17 protein-coding genes are annotated in these 20,672 nt (G+C 68.1%); 8 read left to right on the forward strand and 9 right to left on the reverse strand.

Going from position 1 to position 20,672, the window contains the following annotated elements:
* Positions 1-177: 177 nt before the first annotated feature.
* The 6 genes from cobA to nirB all read right to left on the reverse strand — a co-directional run bounded on the left by cobA (position 178) and on the right by nirB (position 8,789).
* Positions 178-999 (reverse strand): uroporphyrinogen-III C-methyltransferase, encoded by an 822-nt coding sequence (gene cobA / locus AC07OC_RS05040; RefSeq protein WP_218293864.1) that lies wholly within the window; start codon positions 997-999, stop codon positions 178-180.
* Positions 996-1,919: a DNA-binding protein YbiB gene (ybiB, locus tag AC07OC_RS05045; RefSeq protein WP_218340623.1), complete on the reverse strand. Its 924-nt coding sequence runs from the start codon at positions 1,917-1,919 to the stop codon at positions 996-998. Before ybiB ends, cobA begins: the two co-directional genes overlap by 4 nt.
* A 173-nt stretch (positions 1,920-2,092) precedes the next feature.
* Complete coding sequence (locus AC07OC_RS05050; RefSeq protein ID WP_218340624.1) at positions 2,093-4,930, reverse strand: nitrate reductase; 2,838 nt, start codon at positions 4,928-4,930, stop codon at positions 2,093-2,095.
* A 121-nt stretch (positions 4,931-5,051) separates the two neighbouring features.
* Positions 5,052-5,450 carry a nitrite reductase small subunit NirD gene (gene nirD, locus AC07OC_RS05055; protein WP_218294442.1) on the reverse strand — a complete coding sequence of 133 codons (399 nt, stop codon included), beginning with the start codon at positions 5,448-5,450 and terminating at the stop codon, positions 5,052-5,054.
* Positions 5,451-5,532: 82 nt separating this feature from the next.
* Complete coding sequence (locus AC07OC_RS05060; RefSeq protein WP_218340625.1) at positions 5,533-6,324, reverse strand: type IV pili methyl-accepting chemotaxis transducer N-terminal domain-containing protein; 792 nt, start codon at positions 6,322-6,324, stop codon at positions 5,533-5,535.
* Positions 6,325-6,344: 20 nt separating this feature from the next.
* Entirely contained in the window at positions 6,345-8,789 is a 2,445-nt protein-coding gene (gene nirB / locus AC07OC_RS05065; protein ID WP_218340626.1) for a nitrite reductase large subunit NirB, read from the reverse strand.
* A 332-nt stretch (positions 8,790-9,121) separates the two neighbouring features.
* Here nirB and AC07OC_RS05070 point away from each other — a divergent pair, with 332 nt between their 5' ends.
* Positions 9,122-10,885, forward strand: coding sequence for a bifunctional protein-serine/threonine kinase/phosphatase (locus AC07OC_RS05070; RefSeq protein ID WP_218340627.1), 1,764 nt, complete (start codon positions 9,122-9,124; stop codon positions 10,883-10,885).
* A gap of 215 nt (positions 10,886-11,100) precedes the next feature.
* Here the strand turns inward: AC07OC_RS05070 and AC07OC_RS05075 are convergent, their stop codons facing one another.
* The gene (locus tag AC07OC_RS05075; protein ID WP_218340628.1) at positions 11,101-12,318 is read right to left on the reverse strand and encodes an MFS transporter; all 1,218 of its coding nucleotides are present in this window, start codon (positions 12,316-12,318) and stop codon (positions 11,101-11,103) included.
* A gap of 517 nt (positions 12,319-12,835) precedes the next feature.
* Here AC07OC_RS05075 and AC07OC_RS05080 point away from each other — a divergent pair.
* From AC07OC_RS05080 to AC07OC_RS05090, 3 genes are all read left to right on the forward strand, one after another.
* Complete coding sequence (locus AC07OC_RS05080; RefSeq protein ID WP_218293871.1) at positions 12,836-14,497, forward strand: methyl-accepting chemotaxis protein; 1,662 nt, start codon at positions 12,836-12,838, stop codon at positions 14,495-14,497.
* A 160-nt stretch (positions 14,498-14,657) separates the two neighbouring features.
* Positions 14,658-14,930 carry a hypothetical protein gene (locus AC07OC_RS05085; protein WP_218340629.1) on the forward strand — a complete coding sequence of 91 codons (273 nt, stop codon included), beginning with the start codon at positions 14,658-14,660 and terminating at the stop codon, positions 14,928-14,930.
* 26 nt (positions 14,931-14,956) lie between these two features.
* Positions 14,957-15,442 (forward strand): DUF2199 domain-containing protein, encoded by a 486-nt coding sequence (locus AC07OC_RS05090; protein ID WP_494600465.1) that lies wholly within the window; start codon positions 14,957-14,959, stop codon positions 15,440-15,442.
* Between the two features lie 132 nt (positions 15,443-15,574).
* Here AC07OC_RS05090 and gntR read toward each other — a convergent pair whose 3' ends face one another.
* Positions 15,575-16,600 (reverse strand): HTH-type transcriptional regulator GntR, encoded by a 1,026-nt coding sequence (gntR, locus tag AC07OC_RS05095; RefSeq protein ID WP_492245540.1) that lies wholly within the window; start codon positions 16,598-16,600, stop codon positions 15,575-15,577.
* A 204-nt stretch (positions 16,601-16,804) separates the two neighbouring features.
* Here gntR and AC07OC_RS05100 point away from each other — a divergent pair, with 204 nt between their 5' ends.
* The 4 genes from AC07OC_RS05100 to AC07OC_RS05115 are packed head-to-tail and all read left to right on the forward strand — an operon-like array spanning position 16,805 to position 20,180.
* On the forward strand, positions 16,805-17,290 hold the full coding sequence (locus AC07OC_RS05100; protein WP_218294444.1) for a gluconokinase: 486 nt from the start codon (positions 16,805-16,807) through the stop codon (positions 17,288-17,290).
* On the forward strand, positions 17,287-17,802 hold the full coding sequence (locus AC07OC_RS05105) for a TRAP transporter small permease subunit (RefSeq protein ID WP_218293873.1): 516 nt from the start codon (positions 17,287-17,289) through the stop codon (positions 17,800-17,802). The genes AC07OC_RS05100 and AC07OC_RS05105 overlap by 4 nt, the downstream gene beginning before the upstream one ends.
* A gap of 6 nt (positions 17,803-17,808) precedes the next feature.
* A complete protein-coding gene (locus AC07OC_RS05110; protein WP_218293874.1) occupies positions 17,809-19,107 on the forward strand; it encodes a TRAP transporter large permease in 1,299 nt (432 codons plus the stop codon).
* Positions 19,108-19,160: 53 nt separating this feature from the next.
* Positions 19,161-20,180 carry a TRAP transporter substrate-binding protein gene (locus tag AC07OC_RS05115; protein WP_218340632.1) on the forward strand — a complete coding sequence of 340 codons (1,020 nt, stop codon included), beginning with the start codon at positions 19,161-19,163 and terminating at the stop codon, positions 20,178-20,180.
* 134 nt (positions 20,181-20,314) lie between these two features.
* Here AC07OC_RS05115 and AC07OC_RS05120 read toward each other — a convergent pair whose 3' ends face one another.
* Positions 20,315-20,608: a DUF4148 domain-containing protein gene (locus tag AC07OC_RS05120; RefSeq protein WP_218293876.1), complete on the reverse strand. Its 294-nt coding sequence runs from the start codon at positions 20,606-20,608 to the stop codon at positions 20,315-20,317.
* Between the last annotated feature and the right edge of the window lie 64 nt (positions 20,609-20,672).

The raw sequence follows: 20,672 nt of genomic DNA on the forward strand, positions 1-20,672 counted from the left end.
CATACTTCAAGCAATAGCCGGGCCAGCGCGTGGCCGCCGGATGGTCGTCGTGCGGGGGAACGATGGGATGAGGCGTGGCCACGGCGCACCGCCAGCGGCGTGCCGTTGGCGGCGGGGCGCACGGTGCGGCGGGGCGGGGGCCCCGGGACGGTGGGGAGGCGGCGTGGCGTCCGCGGCCTACACGGCGCGGCGCGCCAGGGGAGCGTCCTGCGATGCCAGGGCCACGCCGCGCACCACATCGCCCACCACGATCACCGACGGGCTGGCCAGCCCTTCGTGGGTGATGGTGGCATGCAGCGCTCCCAGCGTGGTCACGGCCTGCCGCTGGTGCGGCAGGCTGGCGTGCTGGATGATGGCCACGGGGGTGTCGGCCGGCAGGCCGGTGAGCAGCTCCTGCTCGATGGTGGCAGCGCCACTCACGCCCATGTAGATCACCAGCGTGAGCCTGGCGTCGCGGGCCGTGGCGGCCAGCTGGCGCCAGTCGGTGCCCGCGTCGCCGGGCTTGGCGTGGCCGGTGACAAACACCACGCCGTGGGCATGCTCACGGTGGGTGAGCGGTGCGCCCAGCGAGGTCAGGCCCGCCAGGCCCGCCGTGATGCCGTTGACCACGGTGACGGGCACACCGGCGGCGCGCAGGTGCTCCACTTCTTCACCACCACGGCCAAAGATGAACGGATCGCCACCCTTGAGGCGCACCACGTTCTCGCCTTCGTTCACCGCCATCAGCATCAGTTTCTCGATGAAGGCCTGCGGCGTGCTCTTGCAGCCGCCGCGCTTGCCCACGTAGATGATGCGTGCCGTGGGAGATGCGTGGGCCACGATGGCATCGCTCACCAGGTCGTCCACCAGCAGCACGGTGGCTGCCTGGATCGCCTTGAGGGCCTTGATCGTCAGCAGCTCCGGGTCGCCCGGGCCCGCGCCGACCAGCGTGCAGCTGCCGCCGGTGCCCAGGTGGGGCTTGGAGGGGGGCAGGGTGGCGGGGGGTGTGGGGCGGCTCATGGGGATGTCTCCGAAACTGTTTGATCGGCAAGTTGCAAGATATGTTCCACCTGGCGCGCAATCGCGGGTGGAACCGGCAACTCACCCGCCAGCACGCGGCGCGTGTAGGTGGCGGTCGTGGCGACGTCGATCTCGGCCGGCAGGCCCGGCACTTCGCTGGCCGTGCCGGGCTGCTGCGCTTCCAGCACCTTGTGCACGCCGTGCACGAAACCGTCGTAGCGGGGCGTGCGGCGGGGGTCGGTGGCGACCTCGCCTTCCAGGCCGCGCGAGAGCAGCGCGCTCATGCCCAGCGTGTGGAAGGTGGTCTGCAGCATCTCGAAGTATTCAGGATGGGTGTAGGCCGTGACCACCACCGAGGGCCCCGCGCACGGGCTCATCAGCTTGACCACGCTGTGCCCGGGGTTGCGCAGGCCCACCACCTCGCGCACGGCCAGCAGGCGCGCCAGGCCCGCGTGCAGGTGCTGGGTATGGATGTGGCGCACCGTGCCATTTGCTATCTTTTCAGGAGCTGTCAGCGCAGGTACGTCCAGCGCCAGCAGCACATCCGATGCCAGAATGCGGCGCGCCTCGGTGCGCATGCCATGCAGCAGCACGGGCAGGCCCTCGCGCGCCAGCAGCAGGGCCAGCAGCGGCGTCAGCACGGGCAGCTTGCGCGCACCGTTGTAGCTGGGCAGCACGATGAGCGGTCGGTCGGTGGCGGGCAGCAGGGCCAGGCGCTGGTGCGTGGCATCGAGAAAGCCGCACATCTCCTCCGAGGTCTCGCCCTTGATGCGCATGGCCAGGCAAAAGGCGCCGATCTCCAGGTCGCTCACCTGCCCATCCAGCACCTGGCCGAACAGATCCGTGGCCTGCGCGCGCGCGAGCGGCTTGGCGCCGCGCGCGCCGCGCCCGATCTCCTTGATGTACTGACTGATGCCCATGGTGTTTTTTTGCGGGACTTGTGAAACAGGGCTCCAGCGTCGTTATTTCGGCTTGCCGTACAGGCGTACTGTCTGCGCCGAAAATGCCTAGCTGGAGCCCTGTTGCACAAGTCCTTGTGGGGGTTCTAGGGGGAACTGAGCCGCTATTTTCCTGCAACCCAGAGAACTTTTGGTTATATGGTGGCCTGCGCCAGGGGCTTGGACGCCAATGGGCCGGTGGCGCGCACCATGCGCTTGAGTTCGGGCAGGCACGAGCCGCAGTTGGTGCCGCAGCGCAGCTTGCCTTGCAACTGGGCCAGGCGGTCGTCGTCGGTGCCGTGGCAGCGCGCCAGCTCGGCGGTGATGGCGGTGTCCGTCACGTTGAAGCAGGTGCACACTGATTTGCCGCGCGACTGCACCGCCACGGGTGCCTTGGCGCCGGGGACCAGCAGCAGGCGGCCATAAGTTTGCGCGGGCAGCTCTTCCTGCAGCAGGGTCTTGAGCCAGCCCTCGGCGCTGGTGTCGCCTGCCAGCACGATGCCTTCGAGCGTGGTGGTGTCACCGTGGCGTGCCAGCCGCGCGGCGCGGCGCTGGCCGCGTTTCTTGTCGGCGTAGCGCAGCGTGTCGGTGGTGGCCAGGCCCATCAGGGCTTCGATGTGTTCCACCGTGGCGTCCGGCGGGGCTTCGTGCGCGGCGGCGCGCAGCAGCACACCCACGCGCTCGCGCCCGGGTTCGCCCAGCGGCGTGTTGTTGCTGAAGGGCACGCAGCTGGCAAACGGAAACTGCGCCATCAGCGCGGACAGCGCCTCGCGCGTGGCCTGGGCGCTGCTGGCGGGCAGCCAGGCCATGGCCAGCAGCGTCCAGGGCAGCTCGGCCTTGAGCACCTTCACGGCCGCGTGCTTGAGCTCAGGCTGCTTGGACGTGGGGCAGTAGGCCGAGGTGGTGAGTGCGTTCACGCCCGCCAGCCGCTCGCCGGTGGACGAGCAGCCGCTCAAGAACTCGCTGCCCCAGTGCATCGCCATGAAGGCCTGCGACAGGCCCACCGTGGTGTCGGCCTGCGCGGGCACCACGATGGTGCCGCGCTTGCTTGTCACATAGACCAGGTCGCCGTTCTTCAGGCCGCGCCGCTCCATGTCCTGCGGGTGCAGCTGCACGCTGGGCTCGGCCACGTGGCCGAAGAGGCGTCCCAGCGTGCCGGTGCGTGTCATGCCGTGCCACTGGTCGCGCAGGCGGCCCGTGGTCAGGCTGAAGGGGTAGCGCGATTCGCGTTGTTCGGCCGTGGGCAACCAGGCGTGCGGGGCAAAACGTGCGCGGCCGTCGGCGGTGGGGAACACGCCGTCTTCGTACAGGCGCGCCTTGCCGGTGGTGGCGCCCTCGGGCAGCGGCCACTGTTGTGGCCCTTGGGATTCGAGCATCTCCCACGACAGGCCGGTGATGTCCAGGTCGCGCCCTCGCGTGCTTTCGCGGTGCTCGTTCCACACGGTTTCGGCGCCTTGGTCGGCGTCGTCAGTGGCGTAGGGGAACAGCGTGGGCTGGCCGGGGCGCAGGCGGGCCTCTAGCTGGTGCGCGAACTGCACCGCAATGGCCCAGTCGTGGCGCGCCAGGCCGGGTGCGGGCACGGCAGTGCGCACGCGCGAGATGCGGCGCTCGCTGTTGGTCACCGTGCCGGTCTTTTCACCCCAGGTGGTGGCGGGCAGCAGCAGGTCGGCAAAGGCGCAGGTGGCGGCAGTGGCAAAGGCTTCTTGCACCACCACGAACTCGGCGCGCTGCAGAGCGCGGCGCACGGTGGCCTGGTCGGGCATGCTCTGCGCGGGGTTGGTGCAGGCGATCCACAGGGCCTTGATCTCGCCGTCGGCGGCGGCCTGGAACATCTCCACGGCCGTCTTGCCCGGCTTGCTGGGCACATCGGCCACGCCCCACAGCGCGGCCACTTCGGCGCGGTGCTGCGGGTTGGCCAGGTCGCGGTGGGCGCTGAGCAGATTGGCCAGGCCACCCACTTCGCGCCCGCCCATGGCGTTGGGCTGGCCGGTCAGGCTGAACGGGCCCGCGCCGGGCTTGCCGATCTGCGCGGTGGCCAGGTGCAGGTTGATGAGCGCTGCGTTCTTGGCCGTGCCGCTGCTGCTCTGGTTCAGACCCTGGCAGTACAGGCTGAGCGTGGCTTTGGACTGCGCAAACCACTTGGCGGCGGTGGTCAGGTCGGCCACCGAAATGCCACAGGTCTGCGCCACGCGTTCGGGTGTGTAGTCGCGCACCAGGGCCTTGAGTTCGTCGAAGCCCGTGGTGTGCGCGCCGATGTAGGCGGCGTCGATCCAGCCTTCCCACAGCATGATGTGCAGCATGCCGTTGAACAGCATCACGTCGCTGCCCGGCTGGATGGGTAGGAACAGGTCGGCCATGCCGGCCGTGTCGGTGCGGCGCGGGTCGGCCACGATGACCTTCATGCCGGGGTTGGCGGCGCGCGCGTCCTCGATGCGGCGGAACAGGATGGGGTGCGCCCAGGCCGCATTGCTGCCCACGATGAACAGGCACTGCGCGTGTTTCACGTCGTCGTAGCAGGCGGGTGGTGCGTCGGCGCCCAGCGTCTGCTTGTAGCCCGCCACGGCGCTGCTCATGCACAGGCGCGAGTTGGTGTCGATGTTGTTGGTGCCGATCAGGCCCTTGGCGAGTTTGTTGAAGACGTAGTAGTCCTCGGTCAGCAACTGGCCGCTCACGTAGAAGCCCACGGCGTCGGGGCCGTGCTGCTGGATGGTGTGGGCAAACTTCTCGGTGGCCAGGCCCAGGGCCGTGTCCCATGAGATGGCGCGTGGAGCATCGCTGCGCTGCAGACGTTGCTGCGGCTGCAGCAACCGGGTCTGCAGCGTGATGGGGCTGCTGGCGGTGAGGTGCAGGGTCGAGCCCTTGGTGCACAGGCGGCCAAAGTTGGCGGGGTGGTCCGGGTCGCCCCGCACGCCGGTGATCTGGGGGCCGTCGCTTTCGATGATCACGCCGCAGCCTACGCCACAGTAGGGGCAGGTGGATTTGGTTTCTTGCATGGCGTGGATTCCGGTGTTTTTGTGCTCCAGCGCTTGTGTGGTAAGCGCTGAAAGCTATGAATTTGTTAGCGTTTTCGGGCGACAGGCCTTCTGGCGCGGAGCTGGCTCCGGGGCTTCTTCTTCACGCCGCCACGCCGCGCCGCGCGGGCCCGGCCAGCGGCCGTGCCAGGTCCAGCGCGTGCGAGGCCAGTTCCGTGGCGTCCAGGTACACGCTGCCGTCTTCCACCTTCACGGCGAAACGCGGCGTGCAGCCTTCGTCGGGCGCCGAGGCCTGGCCGTCGCACAGGCCGATGGTCCAGTTGTGCAGCGGGCACGCCACGTGGGTGCCAAACACGATGCCCTGCGACAGCGGGCCGCCCTTGTGCGGGCAGCGGTCCAGCAGCGCGAACACGCCGCCGGCATCGTTGCGGAACACGGCCACGTCCAGGCCCTGGGGGCGCGCCACGCGGCGCGAGCCCAGCTCGGGGATGTCGTCCACGCGGCAGATCAGCTTCCAGTCGGCGGGGGTGGTCGTGGTCATGGTCATGGCGATGATTCCTTCGATTTTTTGTGTTGCGGGGGCGTGGGGGCCGTGGGACGGGGTACCGGACGAACAGCCGGGCTCAGGCGGAAAGCGCGGCGTACAGTCCGGTCACGCGGTCCATGCTGGAGAGCAGGTTCTCGCTGGCCACGAACACCTCGGCCACCTGGCGGTTCACGTTGCCGCCGCCCTGCATGCGCTGCAGCGCGGCGTCGAAAAACACCCACTGCCCGTCGGCCAGCTGCAGCTCCTGGCGGATGCGGCTGGTGGCCTGGGGGGCGTTGCGCAGCAGCTCGGTGGCGGCGATGAATTCGCCGCGCGCCTTGGCGATCTCGGTGGTGGCGGTGGCCGCGTCCACGGGCAGCATGGCGGCCAGGTAGAACTTGGCCATGCGCTGGCTCAGCATGCGCTGGCGGCCCGCAACGTTGACCAATTGGCCCACGGGCTTGCCCAGCGCGGCTTCGTACTGCGTGGTGCCCTGATGGGCCAGGGCCAGCACCTTGGCATCGGCCTGCAGCATGGCGCTGGCGTTGTCGGCGGACGAGGTTTCGGCCGCCAGCGTGGCCTTGTGGGCGGCCCAGGCGGTTTCCAGCTTCACATAGGTCTCGCGGATGGCGGGCGAGGGCGCAAAGGCCTTGAGCTCCGCCAGCTGGCGCTCGAACAGCGCGATGGACTGGCCCAGCACCTGGCGCGCCGTGGGCGTGTCGGCCTTGTGGGACAGGGCCAGCCAGGCCTTGCCCACGCGCTGGCTCAGCATGCGCTGGCGCCCGGCCTTGTTGATGGCGTCGTTGAGGTCGGTGACCTGGGCGTGGGCGTTGCCCAGCGGGGCCAGGGCGCCGCAGGCCGCGGCGGTCAGGAGGGTTCTGCGTTGCATGGGATGTGCTCCGTGGGGACTCAGGCGCCCAGGGGGGCGAACTGGCGGGTGTCCACCGCCGCCTTGTCGAACTCGAACCAGGGGTCGGGCTCGCCGTCGAGCGCGAACTGCAGCTGCTCCCACAGGGCCTTGCGGCCTTCGTGGTCTTCGAGGATGCGTTTTTTGACGTAGTCCAGGCCCACGCGGTCCACGTAGTGCACGGTGCGCTCCAGGTACCAGCCCTCCTGGCGGTACAGCTCGCAGAACGCGCCCGTGTACTCCAGCACTTCTTCCGACGTCTTGAGCTTGGTAAAGAAGTGCGCCACCTCGGTCTTGATGCCGCCGTTGCCGGCCACGTACATCTCCCAGCCCGAGTCCACGCCGATGATGCCCACGTCCTTGATGCCGGCCTCGGCGCAGTTGCGCGGGCAGCCGCTCACGGCGAACTTGACCTTGTGCGGGGCGTACATGCGCCACATGGCGCGCTCCAGGTCCTTGCCCATCTGCGTGCTGTCCTGGGTGCCCATGCGGCACCACTCGCTGCCCACGCAGGTTTTCACGGTGCGCAGGGCCTTGGCGTAGGCGTGGCCGCTGGGCATGCCGATGTCCTTCCACACGTTGACGAGGTCTTCCTTCTTCACGCCCAGCAAATCGATGCGCTGGCCTCCCGTGACCTTGACGGTGGGGATCTTGTATTTGTCCACCGCATCGGCGATGCGGCGCAGTTCGTCGGCCGTGGTCTCGCCGCCCCACATGCGCGGGATGACGCTGTAGGTGCCGTCTTTCTGGATGTTGGCGTGGCTGCGTTCGTTGATGAAGCGGCTTTGCGGATCGTCCCTGGCCTCCTTGGGCCAGGTGCTGATGAGGTAGTAGTTGACCGCGGGGCGGCAGCTGGCGCAGCCATTGGGCGTCTTCCATTCCATGAACCTGAACACGTCGGCGATGGTCACCAGCTTGGCTGTGCGAATCGCATCGCGCACGGCCTGGTGGCCGTGGTCGGTGCAACCGCACATGGCCTTGGTCTTGGGCGTGGCGCTGTAGTCGCCGCCCGCCGTGAACATGATGATCTGCTCCACCAGCCCGGTGCACGAGCCGCAGGATGCGCTGGCCTTGGTGTGCTTGCGCACTTCGTCCAGCGTGAACAGGCCTTTTTCCTTGATGGCCTTGCAGATGGCGCCCTTGGTCACGCCGTTGCAGCCGCAGACCTCGTCGCTGTCCTGCATGGCGGCGGCCTTGCTCTGGCCCTGGTGGCCCGTGTCGCCCATGTTGGATTCGCCGAACATGAGCCGGTCGCGGATGTCGCTCACCGTGCGGCCGTCGCGCAGCAGCTTGAAATACCAGCTGCCGTCCACCGTGTCGCCGTACAGGCACGCGCCCACGAGCTTGTCGTCCTTGAGCACCAGTTTCTTGTACACGCCGCCGAAGGGGTCGCTCATCACGATTTCCTCGGTGCCTTCGCCGCCCTGGAAGTCGCCGGCCGAGAACAGGTCGATGCCGGTGACCTTGAGCTTGGTGGAGGTGAGCGAGCCCTGGTAGCGGCCGATGCCGAACTCGGCCAGGTGGTTGGCCAGCACCTTGCCCTGCTCGAACAGCGGGGCCACCAGGCCATAGGCGATGCCCCGGTGCGCGGCGCACTCGCCCACGGCGTAGATGCGCGCGTCGGTGGTGGTCTGCAGCGTGTCGCTCACCACGATGCCGCGGTTCACGTGCAGGCGCATCTTTTCGGCGAGCTGCGTGTTGGGGCGGATGCCTACGGCCATCACCACGAGGTCGGCGGGCACCTCGGTGCCGTCCTTGAACTTGATGCCTGCCACGCGGCCATCGGCGTTGCCCACCAGTTCCTGCGTCTGCGCGCCGATCAGGAACTGCATGCCGCGCTGCTGCAGCGAATCCTGCAGCATCTTGCCCGCCACGTCGTCCAGCTGGCGTTCCATGAGCCAGCCCGCCACGTGCACCACGGTGACCTGCATGCCGCGCTTCATGAGGCCGTTGGCGGCCTCCAGGCCCAGCAGGCCGCCGCCGATGACCACGGCGTGTTTGTAGGTGGCGGCGGCGTCGATCATGGCCTGGGTGTCGGCGATGTCGCGGTAGGCCAGCACGCCTTGGAGGTCCTTGCCGGGGATGGGCAGGATGAAGGGGTTGGAGCCCGTGGCAAGGATCAGGCGGTCGTATTCGGCGGTGACCACCGTGCCGTCCTTGCTGGTGGCGCTGACCACGCGGCGCACGCGGTCCACATCGGTCACGGTGAAGCCGGTGTGCAGCGTGATGTGGTTGTCGGCATACCAGGACCAGTCGTTCAGAATGATCTCGTCGATGGTCTGCTCGCCGGCCAGCACGGGCGAGAGCAGGATGCGGTTGTAGTTGGGGTGCGGCTCTGCGCCGAACACCGTGATGTCGTACAGATCGGGGGCAATCTTGAGCAGCTCTTCCAGCGTGCGCACACCGGCCATGCCGTTCCCCACCATCACCAGCTTGAGCTTTTTCATCGTGACTCCGTCCGTTGCGCCGCCGGGGCGGCGCGAAAAACAAAAAAGGCGTCCACACGATGCTGCTTCGAATGCGATTCGAAACGGCATGTGGGGACGCCTTTGTCCGTACAACTCCTCGGTGCGCCATTGCACGGCTGAATTGCGGGACCCCGCAGGGTCGTTGCCTACGTTAAGCAATGCTTGTGCCAGTCGCCCTGCACGCATCTGGGGCGCGGGCTGGCGCCGGGCCCGGAGAATGGGGCAGGCCGGGGCCGGACCCGTGCCGCCCCGCGCACCCGGCGGGCGCGGCATGCACCACCTTGGGCATGAAACCTGCATGGAGCTGGTGCATGAGTTTTGAACTGGACTTTGGCTACACCTCGCAGGCCGGGCGCAAGGCGTTGAACGAGGACTTCGCCGCGCTGGTGTCCGGGCAGGGGCGCGAGCGCGAGCGGGGTGCAATCGCCGCCATCGCCGATGGCGTGAGCACGGGCGGCAACGGCCGCGAGGCCGCCCAGACCACGGTCAACACGCTGGTGAACGACTACTTCGCCACGCCCGACACCTGGGATACCACGGTGGCGCTGGACCGCATCCTGTCCGCCCACAACGGCTGGCTCGCGTCCATGAACCGGCGCCGCCAGCCCGCGGTGGGGCTGACCACCGTGACCGCGCTGGTGCTGCGCGGCCAGTCGTACACGCTGGCCCATGTGGGCGACACGCGGGCCTACCTGCTGCGCGGCGGCCGGCTGCAGCAGCTGACCGCCGACCACGTGATGTCGCAGCACGACTTCGCCCACCAGCTCACCCGCGCCATGGGCCTGGATGACCATGTGGTGGTGGACTACAGCCAGGGCGAACTGCACAGCGGCGACCTGTTCGTGCTGCTCTCCGATGGCGTGCACGGCAGCCTTCCCGTGCGCGAACTGCGCCAGCTGCTGCGCCAGGGCGGGCCGGCGCAGGCCCTGAGCGACGGGCTGGTGCAGGCCGCGCTGCGCCGAGGCAGCAGCGACAACGTGACCGCGCTGATCGTGCAGGTGCAGGGCGTTCTGGAGGCCACGCTGCAGGATGAATCCCGCCGTGCGCAGGACCTGCCCGTGCTGCCCCTGCTCAAGGTGGGCGACACCGTGGATGGCCTCACGGTGACGGCCCTGGTGGCCGACAGCGGCATCCACCGCATCTACCAGGTGCGCGACGGGGCTACGCAGCGGCTGTATGCCCTCAAGACCCTGCTGCCCGCGCGCGCCCACGACGCGCAGGAGCGGGCCACGCTGGCGCACGAGGCCTGGGTGGCGCGGCGCATGCAGTCGGGCCAGGCCGCAGCCCATCTGGCGCGGCTCAACGACTGGCCATTGGGCGCCACCGGCACGGGCGACGGCGCGGGGGCCAGCGCGTTTTACCTGCTGTACGACTGGCATTCCGGCGACACGCTGGGGCAGCGCCTGCGCCACCGCCAGCACCTGGCCGTGGGGCAGGCCGTGACGGTGGCCGTGCAGGCCGCGCGCGTGCTGGGCTGGCTGCACCGCCAGGGCGTGGTGCACCGCGACATCAAGCCCGACAACCTGCACCTGGGCGACGACGGCGTGCTGCGCGTGCTGGACCTGGGCGTGGCCCTCTCGGGCCGCGAACCCGAGGCCACGCGCCGCCTGCACGCGGGCACCCCCAGCTACATGAACCCCGAGCAGTGGCCGGGCTACGAACGCAACGGCGATCCCGCCGGCCAGCTGCCCGACGCGGGCAGCGACCTGTTCGCGCTGGGCGTCACGCTGTACCAGCTGCTCAGCCACGGGCGCCTGCCCTATGGCGAGGTGGTGCAGTACCAGCTGGGCCGCTACCACCGCGACCCCGTGGCCCCCAGCCGCCACAACCCGGGCGTGCCCATCTGGCTCGACCAGATCGCCCTGAAGGCCGTGGCGCGCCACCGCGCGCAGCGCTTCGAGACGGCGGAGGAGCTGCTGCTGGCCCTGGAGCGCGGCGCGTCGCGGCCCCTGTCGGCCCCCGGCCCCCAGCCCCTGATGCAGCGCGATGCCACGGCCCTGTGGAAGATCGCGCTCGCGGTGAGCGTGCTGGTGAACCTGCTGCTGATCTACTGGCTGCTGTTCCTGCCCCGGTAGGGGGCGGCAATGGTGGTTGATTGCTATTGAAAACATAGCTGCCGGCGCTGATGGAGAAAGCGCCAGGGCCTGTTTTTCCTTCAAGATAACATCGCGGTGGTGCGCGGCCTCTGAAGCCGCCCCGGCCCCTGCGGGGATGCCGGGCAGGGGCTTTTCCTTTCGGGCGGCCCGTGCCCGCGCCTCCGTGGGCAGGCACAAGGCAAGGCCGCAACGCCTCAGGAGGAAGTCCTGGCCCGTCCGCCGCGTTCGGCCCAGGTCCGCGTCCAGCGGATCTGCATCACGCGCAGCAGCAGCAGCATGGCCAGCGCACACACTGCGATGCCCACGAAACCCCACAGGTAAGTGCCTGTGTACTGGCGCGAGATGCCCATGCCGTTGGGGATGAGGCCGCCGCCCAGCGCGCCGATCTCACCGATCATCGAGCCCGCCACCGCCGTGGTCAGCGGCCAGCGCAGCGGCACCAGCTGGAACAGTGCGCCGTTGCCCGCGCCCAGCGCCGCAAAACACACCAGGAACAGCAGCATGGTGATGGGCAGCGAGTTCTCTGCCAGGCCACACAGCACCATGCTCACGGCCGTGATGGCGAGCACGCCCGTCAGTGTGTTGACGCCGCCCCAGTGGTCCGACAGCCAGCCGCCGAACACGCGCAGGGCCGCGCCCAGAAAGGCCGCCATCATCGTGAGCTGGCCCGCCTGTACCTTGCTCACGCTGAACTGGTCGTAGAAGTAGCTGGGCAAAAAGGCGGTCAGGCCGATGAAGCCGCCAAACGTCACGGCGTAGATCAGGCTGAAGGCCCAGCCGTCCTTCTCGAACAGGCAGGCAATGTGTTCACGAAAGCTGCTGTGGGCCGCGAGGTCTGGAGGTTCTTTGGCGTAGACGGCCATCACCAGCGCGGGGATGGCCACGCTCACGGCGGCAAAGCCATACACGGCCTGCCAGCCGAACTTTTGCGCCAGCGCGGGGGCGAGCAGGGCGGCCACCGCCGTACCCACGTTGCCGGCGCCCACGATGCCCATGGCCAGGCCCTTGTAGCGCGGCGGAAACGAGCCCGAGCCCAGCGACAGCGCCACGCCAAAGCTGGCGCCCGCCACGCCCAGCAGGATGCCCATGGCCAGCAGGTCGTTGTAGGTGTGCACGAACATGTAGCCAAAGCCCATGGCCAGGAAGATGCCGGCCATCTCGACCAGCGTGGCGTTCTTGCGGCCGATGTACTGCGCCAGGATGCCCAGCGGAAAACGCATGAGCGCGCCCGCGAAGATGGGGATGGACAGCATCATGCCCATCTGCGTGGGTGTGAGCTGGAAGGCCTCGCGGATGAACGGCGCCATGGCACCGTTGATCACCCAGATTGCGCACGAGAAACCGAAATACAGAAAGGACGACCACAGCGTGGGCGCGTGGCCGGACTTGAGGAACTCGCGAAATTGAAGCATGGCGATCTTGCGCAAAAGGGCCGTGGTGCCTGCCGCAAGCACACCCCAGCCGGGCAGAAAAACAAAAAGGCGCCTGCATGGACTGCTCGGGCTGTGTCCCAGCCTGTGCCTGCCCATGAAGACGCCAACGTCCTGTTCGCCCAATCCGCCGTTGCACCGGGCTGACACGCGGCCCGCATTGGCCGCAGGCTTCCTCAAGCAATGGCTGTGCCAAGCCGGTGCATTGCCAAAGCGCAAAAGGAACCCAGCCCGGGCGCCGTCATGCGCCAGCGTTCGCTGCGGCTGGGATGGGTGCCCGGCCGGCGGGGTGCCTGGAATGGTGCAGCGCAACGCACCAACCCGGTGTGGGCGCGATGCACCTGTTTGGGGATTTTTGGCGCGGCACGGCCCGAATTTGTTTCAGGATTGCAAGTTCCTGGATTAGCATGGTTTGCATCCGTGCCTGGCGTGTCTCGTGGTGCCAGGGGGCGGTGGACCGAGCAACGGCCTATTCCCATTCTTTGATGAGGGACCCACCATGCGCGTCAATCTGCCCGTCAGCACCCAGGAATATGCGTTTCCCGCCGGCCAGACCCTGGTGTCCACCACCGATCTCAAGGGGCGCATCCTGTACTGCAACCCGATGTTCATCGAGGTCAGCGGGTACGAAAAGGAAGAACTCCTGGGCCAGCCCCACAACATGATCCGGCACCCGGACATGCCCGAGGAGGCGTTTCGCGACATGTGGGACACCATCGCCAGCGGCGCACCCTGGTCGGCGGCGGTCAAGAACCGGCGCAAGGACGGCTCTTTCTACTGGGTGATGGCCAACGTGACGCCCCTGATGCAGGGCGACCAGCCCACGGGCTACATGTCGGTGCGCACCGAGGCCACGCGCGAAGAGATCCAGGCGGCCGACCGGCTGTACCGGCAGATGCAGGCTGAGAAGCAGGCCGGCACGTCCGTGCACGTGCTGCGCGCGGGCCAGCTGGTGAAGAACACGTCCTGGGGGCGCGTCGCCGGCTGGGTGCGCCTGGGGCCCCTGGGCAAGATGATGCTCTGCACGCTGCTGCTGGTGCTCGCCTCGTTCGGGGCCGCATGGCTGGGCGGGCATGCGGTGACGCTCGCGTCCGGGGTGGCGTGGGTGGCCGTGGCGCTGCTGGCGCTGGCCATGGCGGCCTACCTGCACAAGGTCACGGTCGCGCCGCTGGCGCAGATGCTGCGCTGGGCCAACCGCATGGCGGCAGGCGACCTGACGCAGAAGATCAGCGCCACGCGCAGCGACACGGTGGGCGACCTGCAGAAGGCGCTGGCGCAGCTCAACGTGAACCTGCTGTCCATCGTGCGCGACGCGCGCCAGGAGAGCGAGCACATGCAGGTCTCCACCCGCGAGATCGCGCAGGGCAACCAGGACCTGTCGGCGCGCACCGAGGCGCAGGCCGGCAACCTGCAGCAGACGGCCGCGTCGATGGAGGAGATCACCGGCACCGTCAAGCAAACCGCCGAGTCGGCGCGCCAGGCCACGGTGCTGGCCACGCAGGCCACCGGGGTGGCCGAGCGCAGCAGCGAGGCCGTGGATGGCGTGGCCAGCACGATGAAGCAGATCCAGGCCGCGTCGGGCCGCATCAGCGAGATCACGCAGCTCATCGACTCCATCGCGTTCCAGACCAACATCCTGGCGCTCAACGCGGCCGTGGAGGCCGCGCGCGCGGGCGAGCAGGGGCGGGGGTTCGCGGTGGTGGCGTCGGAGGTGCGCAGCCTGTCGCACCGCACGCAGTCCGCCGCCAAGGAAATCCGCCAGCTGATCGACGACTCCGCCACCAAGGTGAGCGAGGGCCATGAAAAAACCGACGCCGCGCAGAAGACCATGGCCGAATCGCTGGAGCTGGTGCGCAGGGTGAACACGCTGATCGGCGAGATCCACAGCGCGTCCAACGAACAGCTCAGCGGCATCTCGCAGGTGAACTCGGCGGTGGCCCAGCTCGACACCATCACGCAGCAGAACGCCGCGCTGGTGGAGGAGAACGCCGCGTCGGCCATGCAGCTCAACGGCCAGGCCCAGACCATGACCGAGACGGTGCAGGTGTTCCGCATCGATGCCTCGGCGCCCGCGCAGACGCGCGATGCGGTGGCGCTGCGCAAGGAGATGAAGGGCGGCCAGGCGGCAAAGTCTTCCAGCCGCGCGCTGGCGCCCGTCTGACAGGCGCCGGGCGGCCGGTTGCGTGGGCGGCGGCCCACGGCCTCGCGGGACATGGGTTCTTGCACGCCCGCCCCCCGCCGGTAGGGTGGCCGCGGCCGGCGGTGTGCGGTAGCCTTCGCGGCCAGGGCAGGGCGCGGGTGCCTGCCTGCTGATGGAGACCATGGCAGTTTCAACCACCGAACGATTCATCGCGACCTGCCTGCATGGCTGCGTGCGCGCCTGCTGCAAGAGAACGCAGGCACCGTTGTGCGGCGCAGGGCTGGTGCCTGGTGCAGCCGTACCTCCATCGGCCCGTGGCCGGGGGCTGGAGTGCGTCGGCAAGCTGGGCAGCCGCCCTGTGCGGGCCGGTGCGCTGAAGGCGTGGCCAAGCGGCACGCCGCTGTTGCCGTACCAGGACGCGCGGGTGTCCGTGGCACGCCACGCCGGTGCATAGTGCGCACATCACAGGAGTCGATCCCTATGGCATACACCTGCGCGAGCTGCGGCAAGGACCACGATGAACTCTCGCCCTACATGATGTGGCGGCTGCCGGACCCGGCCCTCGAGCGTGAGCATGAACTCGTGTTCGACGACGACTTCACCTGCCGCATCGGCGACGAGCAGTACTTCATCAGCTGTGAGCTGGAGGTCCCGTTCAAGGCCGATGACCTCAAGCCGCTGGGTTTCATCTGCTGGGCCCGGGTGGACCGCGAAACATACGACCGCTACCGCGGCTATCGCGAGCACGAGGACACGCTGGCGGAATACGCCGAACTGGTGCCGGGCACGTTGGCCAATCCCATCCCCTGCGTGCCCGGCTCCTCTGGCACGGCCGTGGGCCTCAAGGTGCTGGCTGGCGACCCCACGCCCTACATTCGCTGGGTGGCTCCTGGCTCGGCCGTGGCGCACCTTCTGGCCCGGGGCGCAACGGTCGGGTATTGGCACGAGGCCATGGGCGCGGGCTGAGGATGTGGGCTGGGGGCGCGGCGGGGTTCTTGATGAAATCAAAAACCATAGCGGCTAGCGCTTTGTGCATGAGGGCTGGAGGCCAAAAAGGCTAGAAACCCAGGGTTTCCGGCCCCTGTGCTGCTCCTCCCTTCAGGTGCTCCCCCGCACGGTCAACTCAAAGCCCAGGTCGACCGAGTTCCGCTCGGGCGCCTCGCCGCGCATCAGCGCGAGCAGCATGCGCGCACTGGCCTCGCCGATGGCCGAGCGTGGCGTGCGCACCGTGGTCAGCGGCGGCAGCATCTGGTCGCTGCCGGCCAGATCGTTGAAGCCCGCGATGGCGACCTGGCCGGGCACCTGCAGGCCCAGCCGCTGCGCTGCCAGCAGGCCGCCCTGCGCCAGGTCGTCGTTGCAGAAGAACACGGCATCGACGCCCGGGCGGGTGCGCAGCAGTTCCTCCAGCAGTTCTCCGCCCAGCCGCATGGACGAGGGCTGGGGGCTGAGCAGTTCCAGCTTCGGGTCGTACAGGCCCGCTTCCTTCAGGCAGCGGCGGTAGCCTTCGGCGCGCTGCATGGTGCGGGGGTCGAGCTGGGCCGCGACAAACGCCACGCGGCGACGGCCCCGGGCCAGCAGATGGGCCGTCATGCCGTGGCCACCGTCCTGCTGCGAAAAGCCCACGCAGTACACGCCGGGCGCGGAGGTCATCTCCATCAGGTGCACGCACGGCACGCCACTGGCGGCGATCATCTGGCGCGATGCCTCGGTGCGGTCGAAGCCGGTGACCAGCAGCCCCGCCGGGCGGTGAGCCAGGTAGGTGCGCAGCAGCTGCTCTTCTTCCTGCGGGTCGTAGTGGGTCACGCCGATCAGCGCCTGGTAGCCGTGGGGGAACAGCGCGCGGTGCACGGCTTCCAGCACGTCGACGAACAGGGCGTTGGACAGCAGGGGCACGAGCACGGGTACCTGCACGCTGCGCTGGGAGGCGAGGGCCCTGGCGGCGGGGTCGGGCACGTAGCCCAGCCGCTGGGCGGCGTCTTTCACGCGCTGCACCAGTTCCTGCGCCACGCCGCGCTCGCCGCGCAGCGCGCGGGAGGCGGTGATGGGGCTGACCTCGGCGGCCTGGGCCACGTCGCTCAGTGTCATGCGGCCGCTGGAGCGGCGCCTTGTCTCGGGTTTGTTCAAGGGTTAACCCTCATTGGGGTGCGGATGGATGTGGTTAGGATAGCGCTGTCCAAACGATGGGACAAGGCATTGACGCCCATTTTGGACGAAGTTGCAAAAGTTGCCACGGTTATTGCGGCATCCAGCCAGGGTGCCTTTTTTATGGATCAATTGGATAGCGCTACCAATATGAGTGTTTTGCCGTCGACGGTTTTTCTGGTGGTCATGGGCGTGGCGGGCTGCGGCAAGTCGAGCCTGGGCTCGGCCCTGGCGCAAGCCGAGGGCCTGCCGCTGATCGAGGGAGACGACCACCACAGCCCGGCGAGCCGTGAAAAGATGCGCCAGGGCATCGCGCTGACCGATGCAGACCGCGAGGGGTGGCTCGCCACGCTCGGGCAGCTGCTGCAGGCGCAGCCCCATGGCGCGGTCCTGACGTGCTCCGCGCTCAAGAAGTCCTACCGGGACCGCCTGCGCGATGCCTGCCCGGGGCTGCGGTTCGTTTTCCTGGAGATCGACCGTGCCAGCGCGGGCCAGCGCGTGGCCGACCGTGCCGGGACCCATTTCTTTTCCAGCGCGCTGGTGGACAGCCAGTTCGCCACGCTCGAGTCGCCCGTGGGCGAGGCGGGAGTGCTGCGGCTGGATGCACTGGCCGCCCTGGCCGTTCTTCAACAGCAGGCCTCGGCCTGGATCGCCGCCACGGAGGCCGCATGACCACCCCGGAAGACTCCACCCCCGTGCGGCCCAGCCGGTACGTCGCCGCCTCCCAGGTGCTCATGGCCGCCTGCCTGGCCGTGATGGCCGTGGCCGTGTTCGTGAATGTGGTGCTGCGCTACGGCTTTGGCAGTGGCGTCGTGGCGAGCGAAGAACTCTCGCGCCTGCTTTTCGTGTGGATGGTTTTCATTGGCGCCGCGGCGGCCTACCCCGCCGGCGAGCACATGGCCTTCACCAGCCTGGCGGGCCTGCTCGCCAAGCGTCCCCTGGCATTTGGCGCGCTCACGGCGTTGATCCGGCTGCTGGTGATCGCGGCCTGCGCGATGCTGGCCTGGGGCGCCTGGCACCAGGTGATCGTCGGCATGGACAGCCATTCCGTGGTGCTGGGCTACCCGGCGGCCCTGTTGCCGCTGCCCGCCTTCCTGTGCGCTGTCGCCATCGGCGTCATGGCGCTGATCGAATTGATTCAACGCAAGCCGCTGGACCTGGGTCACGGCGCCGAGGTGGAGTAACCGATGATGTCCCTGGGACCCGAAGCGCAGGCTTTTATTGTTTTCTCCGTGGGCATGCTGGTGCTCATGGGCACAGGCATGAACATGGGCCTGGCCCTCGTGCTCACGGGCGCGGGCATGGCGTGGGTGCTCGACTTCTGGGATGCGCAGCTGCTGGCCCAGAACCTGGTGGCGGGGGTGGACAGCTTTCCGCTGCTGGCCGTGCCGTTCTTCATCCTGGCTGGCGAGCTGATGAACTCGGGCGGCATCAGCCGCCGCATCATCGACATGGCGCAGGCCTGGGTCGGGCACATCCGGGGCGGCCTGGGCTACGTGGCCATCGGCGCGGCGGTGCTCATGGCCAGCATGAGCGGCTCCGCGCTGGCCGATACGGCCGCGCTGGCCACCATCCTCTTGCCCATGATGCGCCAGCAGGGCTACCCGATGAACACGTCGGCCGGGCTGATCGCCTCGGGCGGCATCATCGCGCCCATCATCCCGCCCTCCATGCCGTTCGTCATCTACGGCGTGACGACCAACACCTCGATCTCTGCGCTGTTCGTCTCCGGCATCGTGCCGGGCCTGATGATGGGCGCGGGCCTCATCTTCGCCTGGCGCTGGGTGCTGCGCGGCATGGACCTGCCGCAGGGCGAACCCTTGCCCGTCAAGGACCGCCTGCGCGCCACGGTGCGTGCCTTCTGGGCCATGCTGATGCCCCTGATCATCATCGGCGGCATGAAGTCGGGCGTCTTCACGCCCACCGAGGCCGCCGTGGTGGCCGCGTTCTACGCGCTGGTGGTGGCGTTGTTCGTCCACCGCGAAATGAAGATCGCGGAAATCTACGGCGTGCTGGTGCGTGCGGCCAAGACCACCTCCATCGTGATGTTCCTCTGCGCGGGCGCCCAGGTGGCCAGCTACATGATCACGCTGGCCGACCTGCCCAATGTGCTGACCAGCTGGCTGGGTCCGCTGGTGGAGAACCCCCGCCTCCTGATGGCGGTGATGATGATCGTGCTGGTGCTGATCGGCACGGCGCTCGACCTCACGCCCACCATCCTGATCTTCGCGCCCGTGATGCTGCCCATTGCCGTGAAGGCGGGCATCGACCCGGTGTATTTCGGCCTGATGTTCGTGCTCAACGGCGCGATCGGCCTCATCACGCCGCCGGTGGGCACGGTGCTCAATGTGGTGGCCGGGGTGGGGCGGATATCGATGCACAGCGTGATCAAGGGCGTGAACCCGTTCCTCTTCACCTACGTGCTGATCCTGGCCTTGCTGGTCGCCTTTCCACAGATCGTCACCGCCCCCGTGGTGTGGCTGCGCTGACCGCCCGTTTCCTCCCCTCTTTTTTCCTTTCCCACCCGCTAATGGAGACAACCATGAAAACTTTCCGCCGCACCCTTCTGGCCGCCTTGTCGGTGGCCGCCCTTGCCTGCTCGTTCCAGGCCGCCGCGCAGGACTTCAAGCCGCGCATCATCCGGTTTGGCTACGGCCTCAACGAAGTGTCCAACCAGGGGCGTGCCACCAAGCTGTTCGCCGAAGAGGTCGAAAAGGCCTCGGGCGGCAAGATGAAGGTGCGCGCCATCGGCGCCGCCGCCCTGGGCTCGGACGTGCAGATGCAGCAGGCGCTGGTCGGCGGTGCGCAGGAGATGATGGTGGGCTCCACCGCCACGCTGGTGGGCATCACCAAGGAAATGGCGATCTGGGACACCCCCTTCCTGTTCAACAACGCGAAGGAGGCCGACGTGGTGCTGGACGGCCCCGTGGGCCAGAAGGTGATGGACAAGCTGCAGGAAAAGGGCCTCGTGGGCCTCGTGTACTGGGAGAACGGCTTTCGCAACCTGACCAACAGCAAGCGCCCGGTCACCAAGCTGGAGGACATGAATGGCATCAAGCTGCGCGTGATGCAGAACAACGTGTTCCTCGACAGCTTCAAGACCCTGGGAGCCAATGCCGTTCCACTGCCGTTCTCGGAACTGTTCACCGCCCTCGAGACCAACACCGTGGACGGCCAGGAGAACCCCTACAACACCATCCTGTCGAGCAAGTTCTACGAGGTGCAGAAGTACCTCACGGTGACCAACCACGTCTACAGCCCCTGGATCGTGCTGGTCAGCAAGAAGTACTGGGACGGCCTCAACAAGGCCGAGCAGAAGGTGCTGCTCGATGCCGCGAGGAAGAGCCGCGACTTCGAGCGCCAGGATACGCGCGCCGAGGCCGACAAGGCGCTGGCCGACCTCAAGGCCAAGGGCATGCAGGTCAACGAACTGTCGCCCACAGAAGCCAACCGCATGCGCGAGAAACTGGGGGCGGTCAACACCAGCATTGCCGCCAACGTGGGTGAGGCGCTGTGGAAGGACGTGCAGGGCGCCGTGGCGCAGGCGCGTGGGAGCAAATAAGCCTGGGTGAGACGCGGCTGCCGCAACGCCATTGCGGCTCCCAAAGACAAAAGGCCGAGGCCCCGAAAGGGGCCTCGGCCTTTTTGCATTTGCAACTGCCTGCCCGCACCGCCTTGCGGCGCGGGCCGGACGGATTACAGGGAGCCGATTTCGCCGGACGAGATCTTGCCAGTGCGCAGGGCGTCTGCAGCTTGGGCATTCACCGCGTTGCGGTCAGCGGTGGAGGTGTAGACCAAGGCACGCGAACCGACGGGGATGGCACCGCTGGTTTGGGGCACTGCCGAGGCTTCGGCTTGCACTTCGGCACGGGTGCGGTTCGTCTCGAACTTCGTGGCGAACTGCGAGGCATCGACTTCGTCGGCCTGTGCACCGAAAGAAGCGAAAGCGGCCACGGCGGCGATGGAGAGGAAACGTGCGGTCTTGTTCATGGTGAAACTCCGGTGAAATTCAAAAAAATGAGGGCGATGTACTTGGAAATACGCAGCAGGAGGG

The organism is Acidovorax sp. GW821-FHT10E04 (assembly GCF_059415185.1).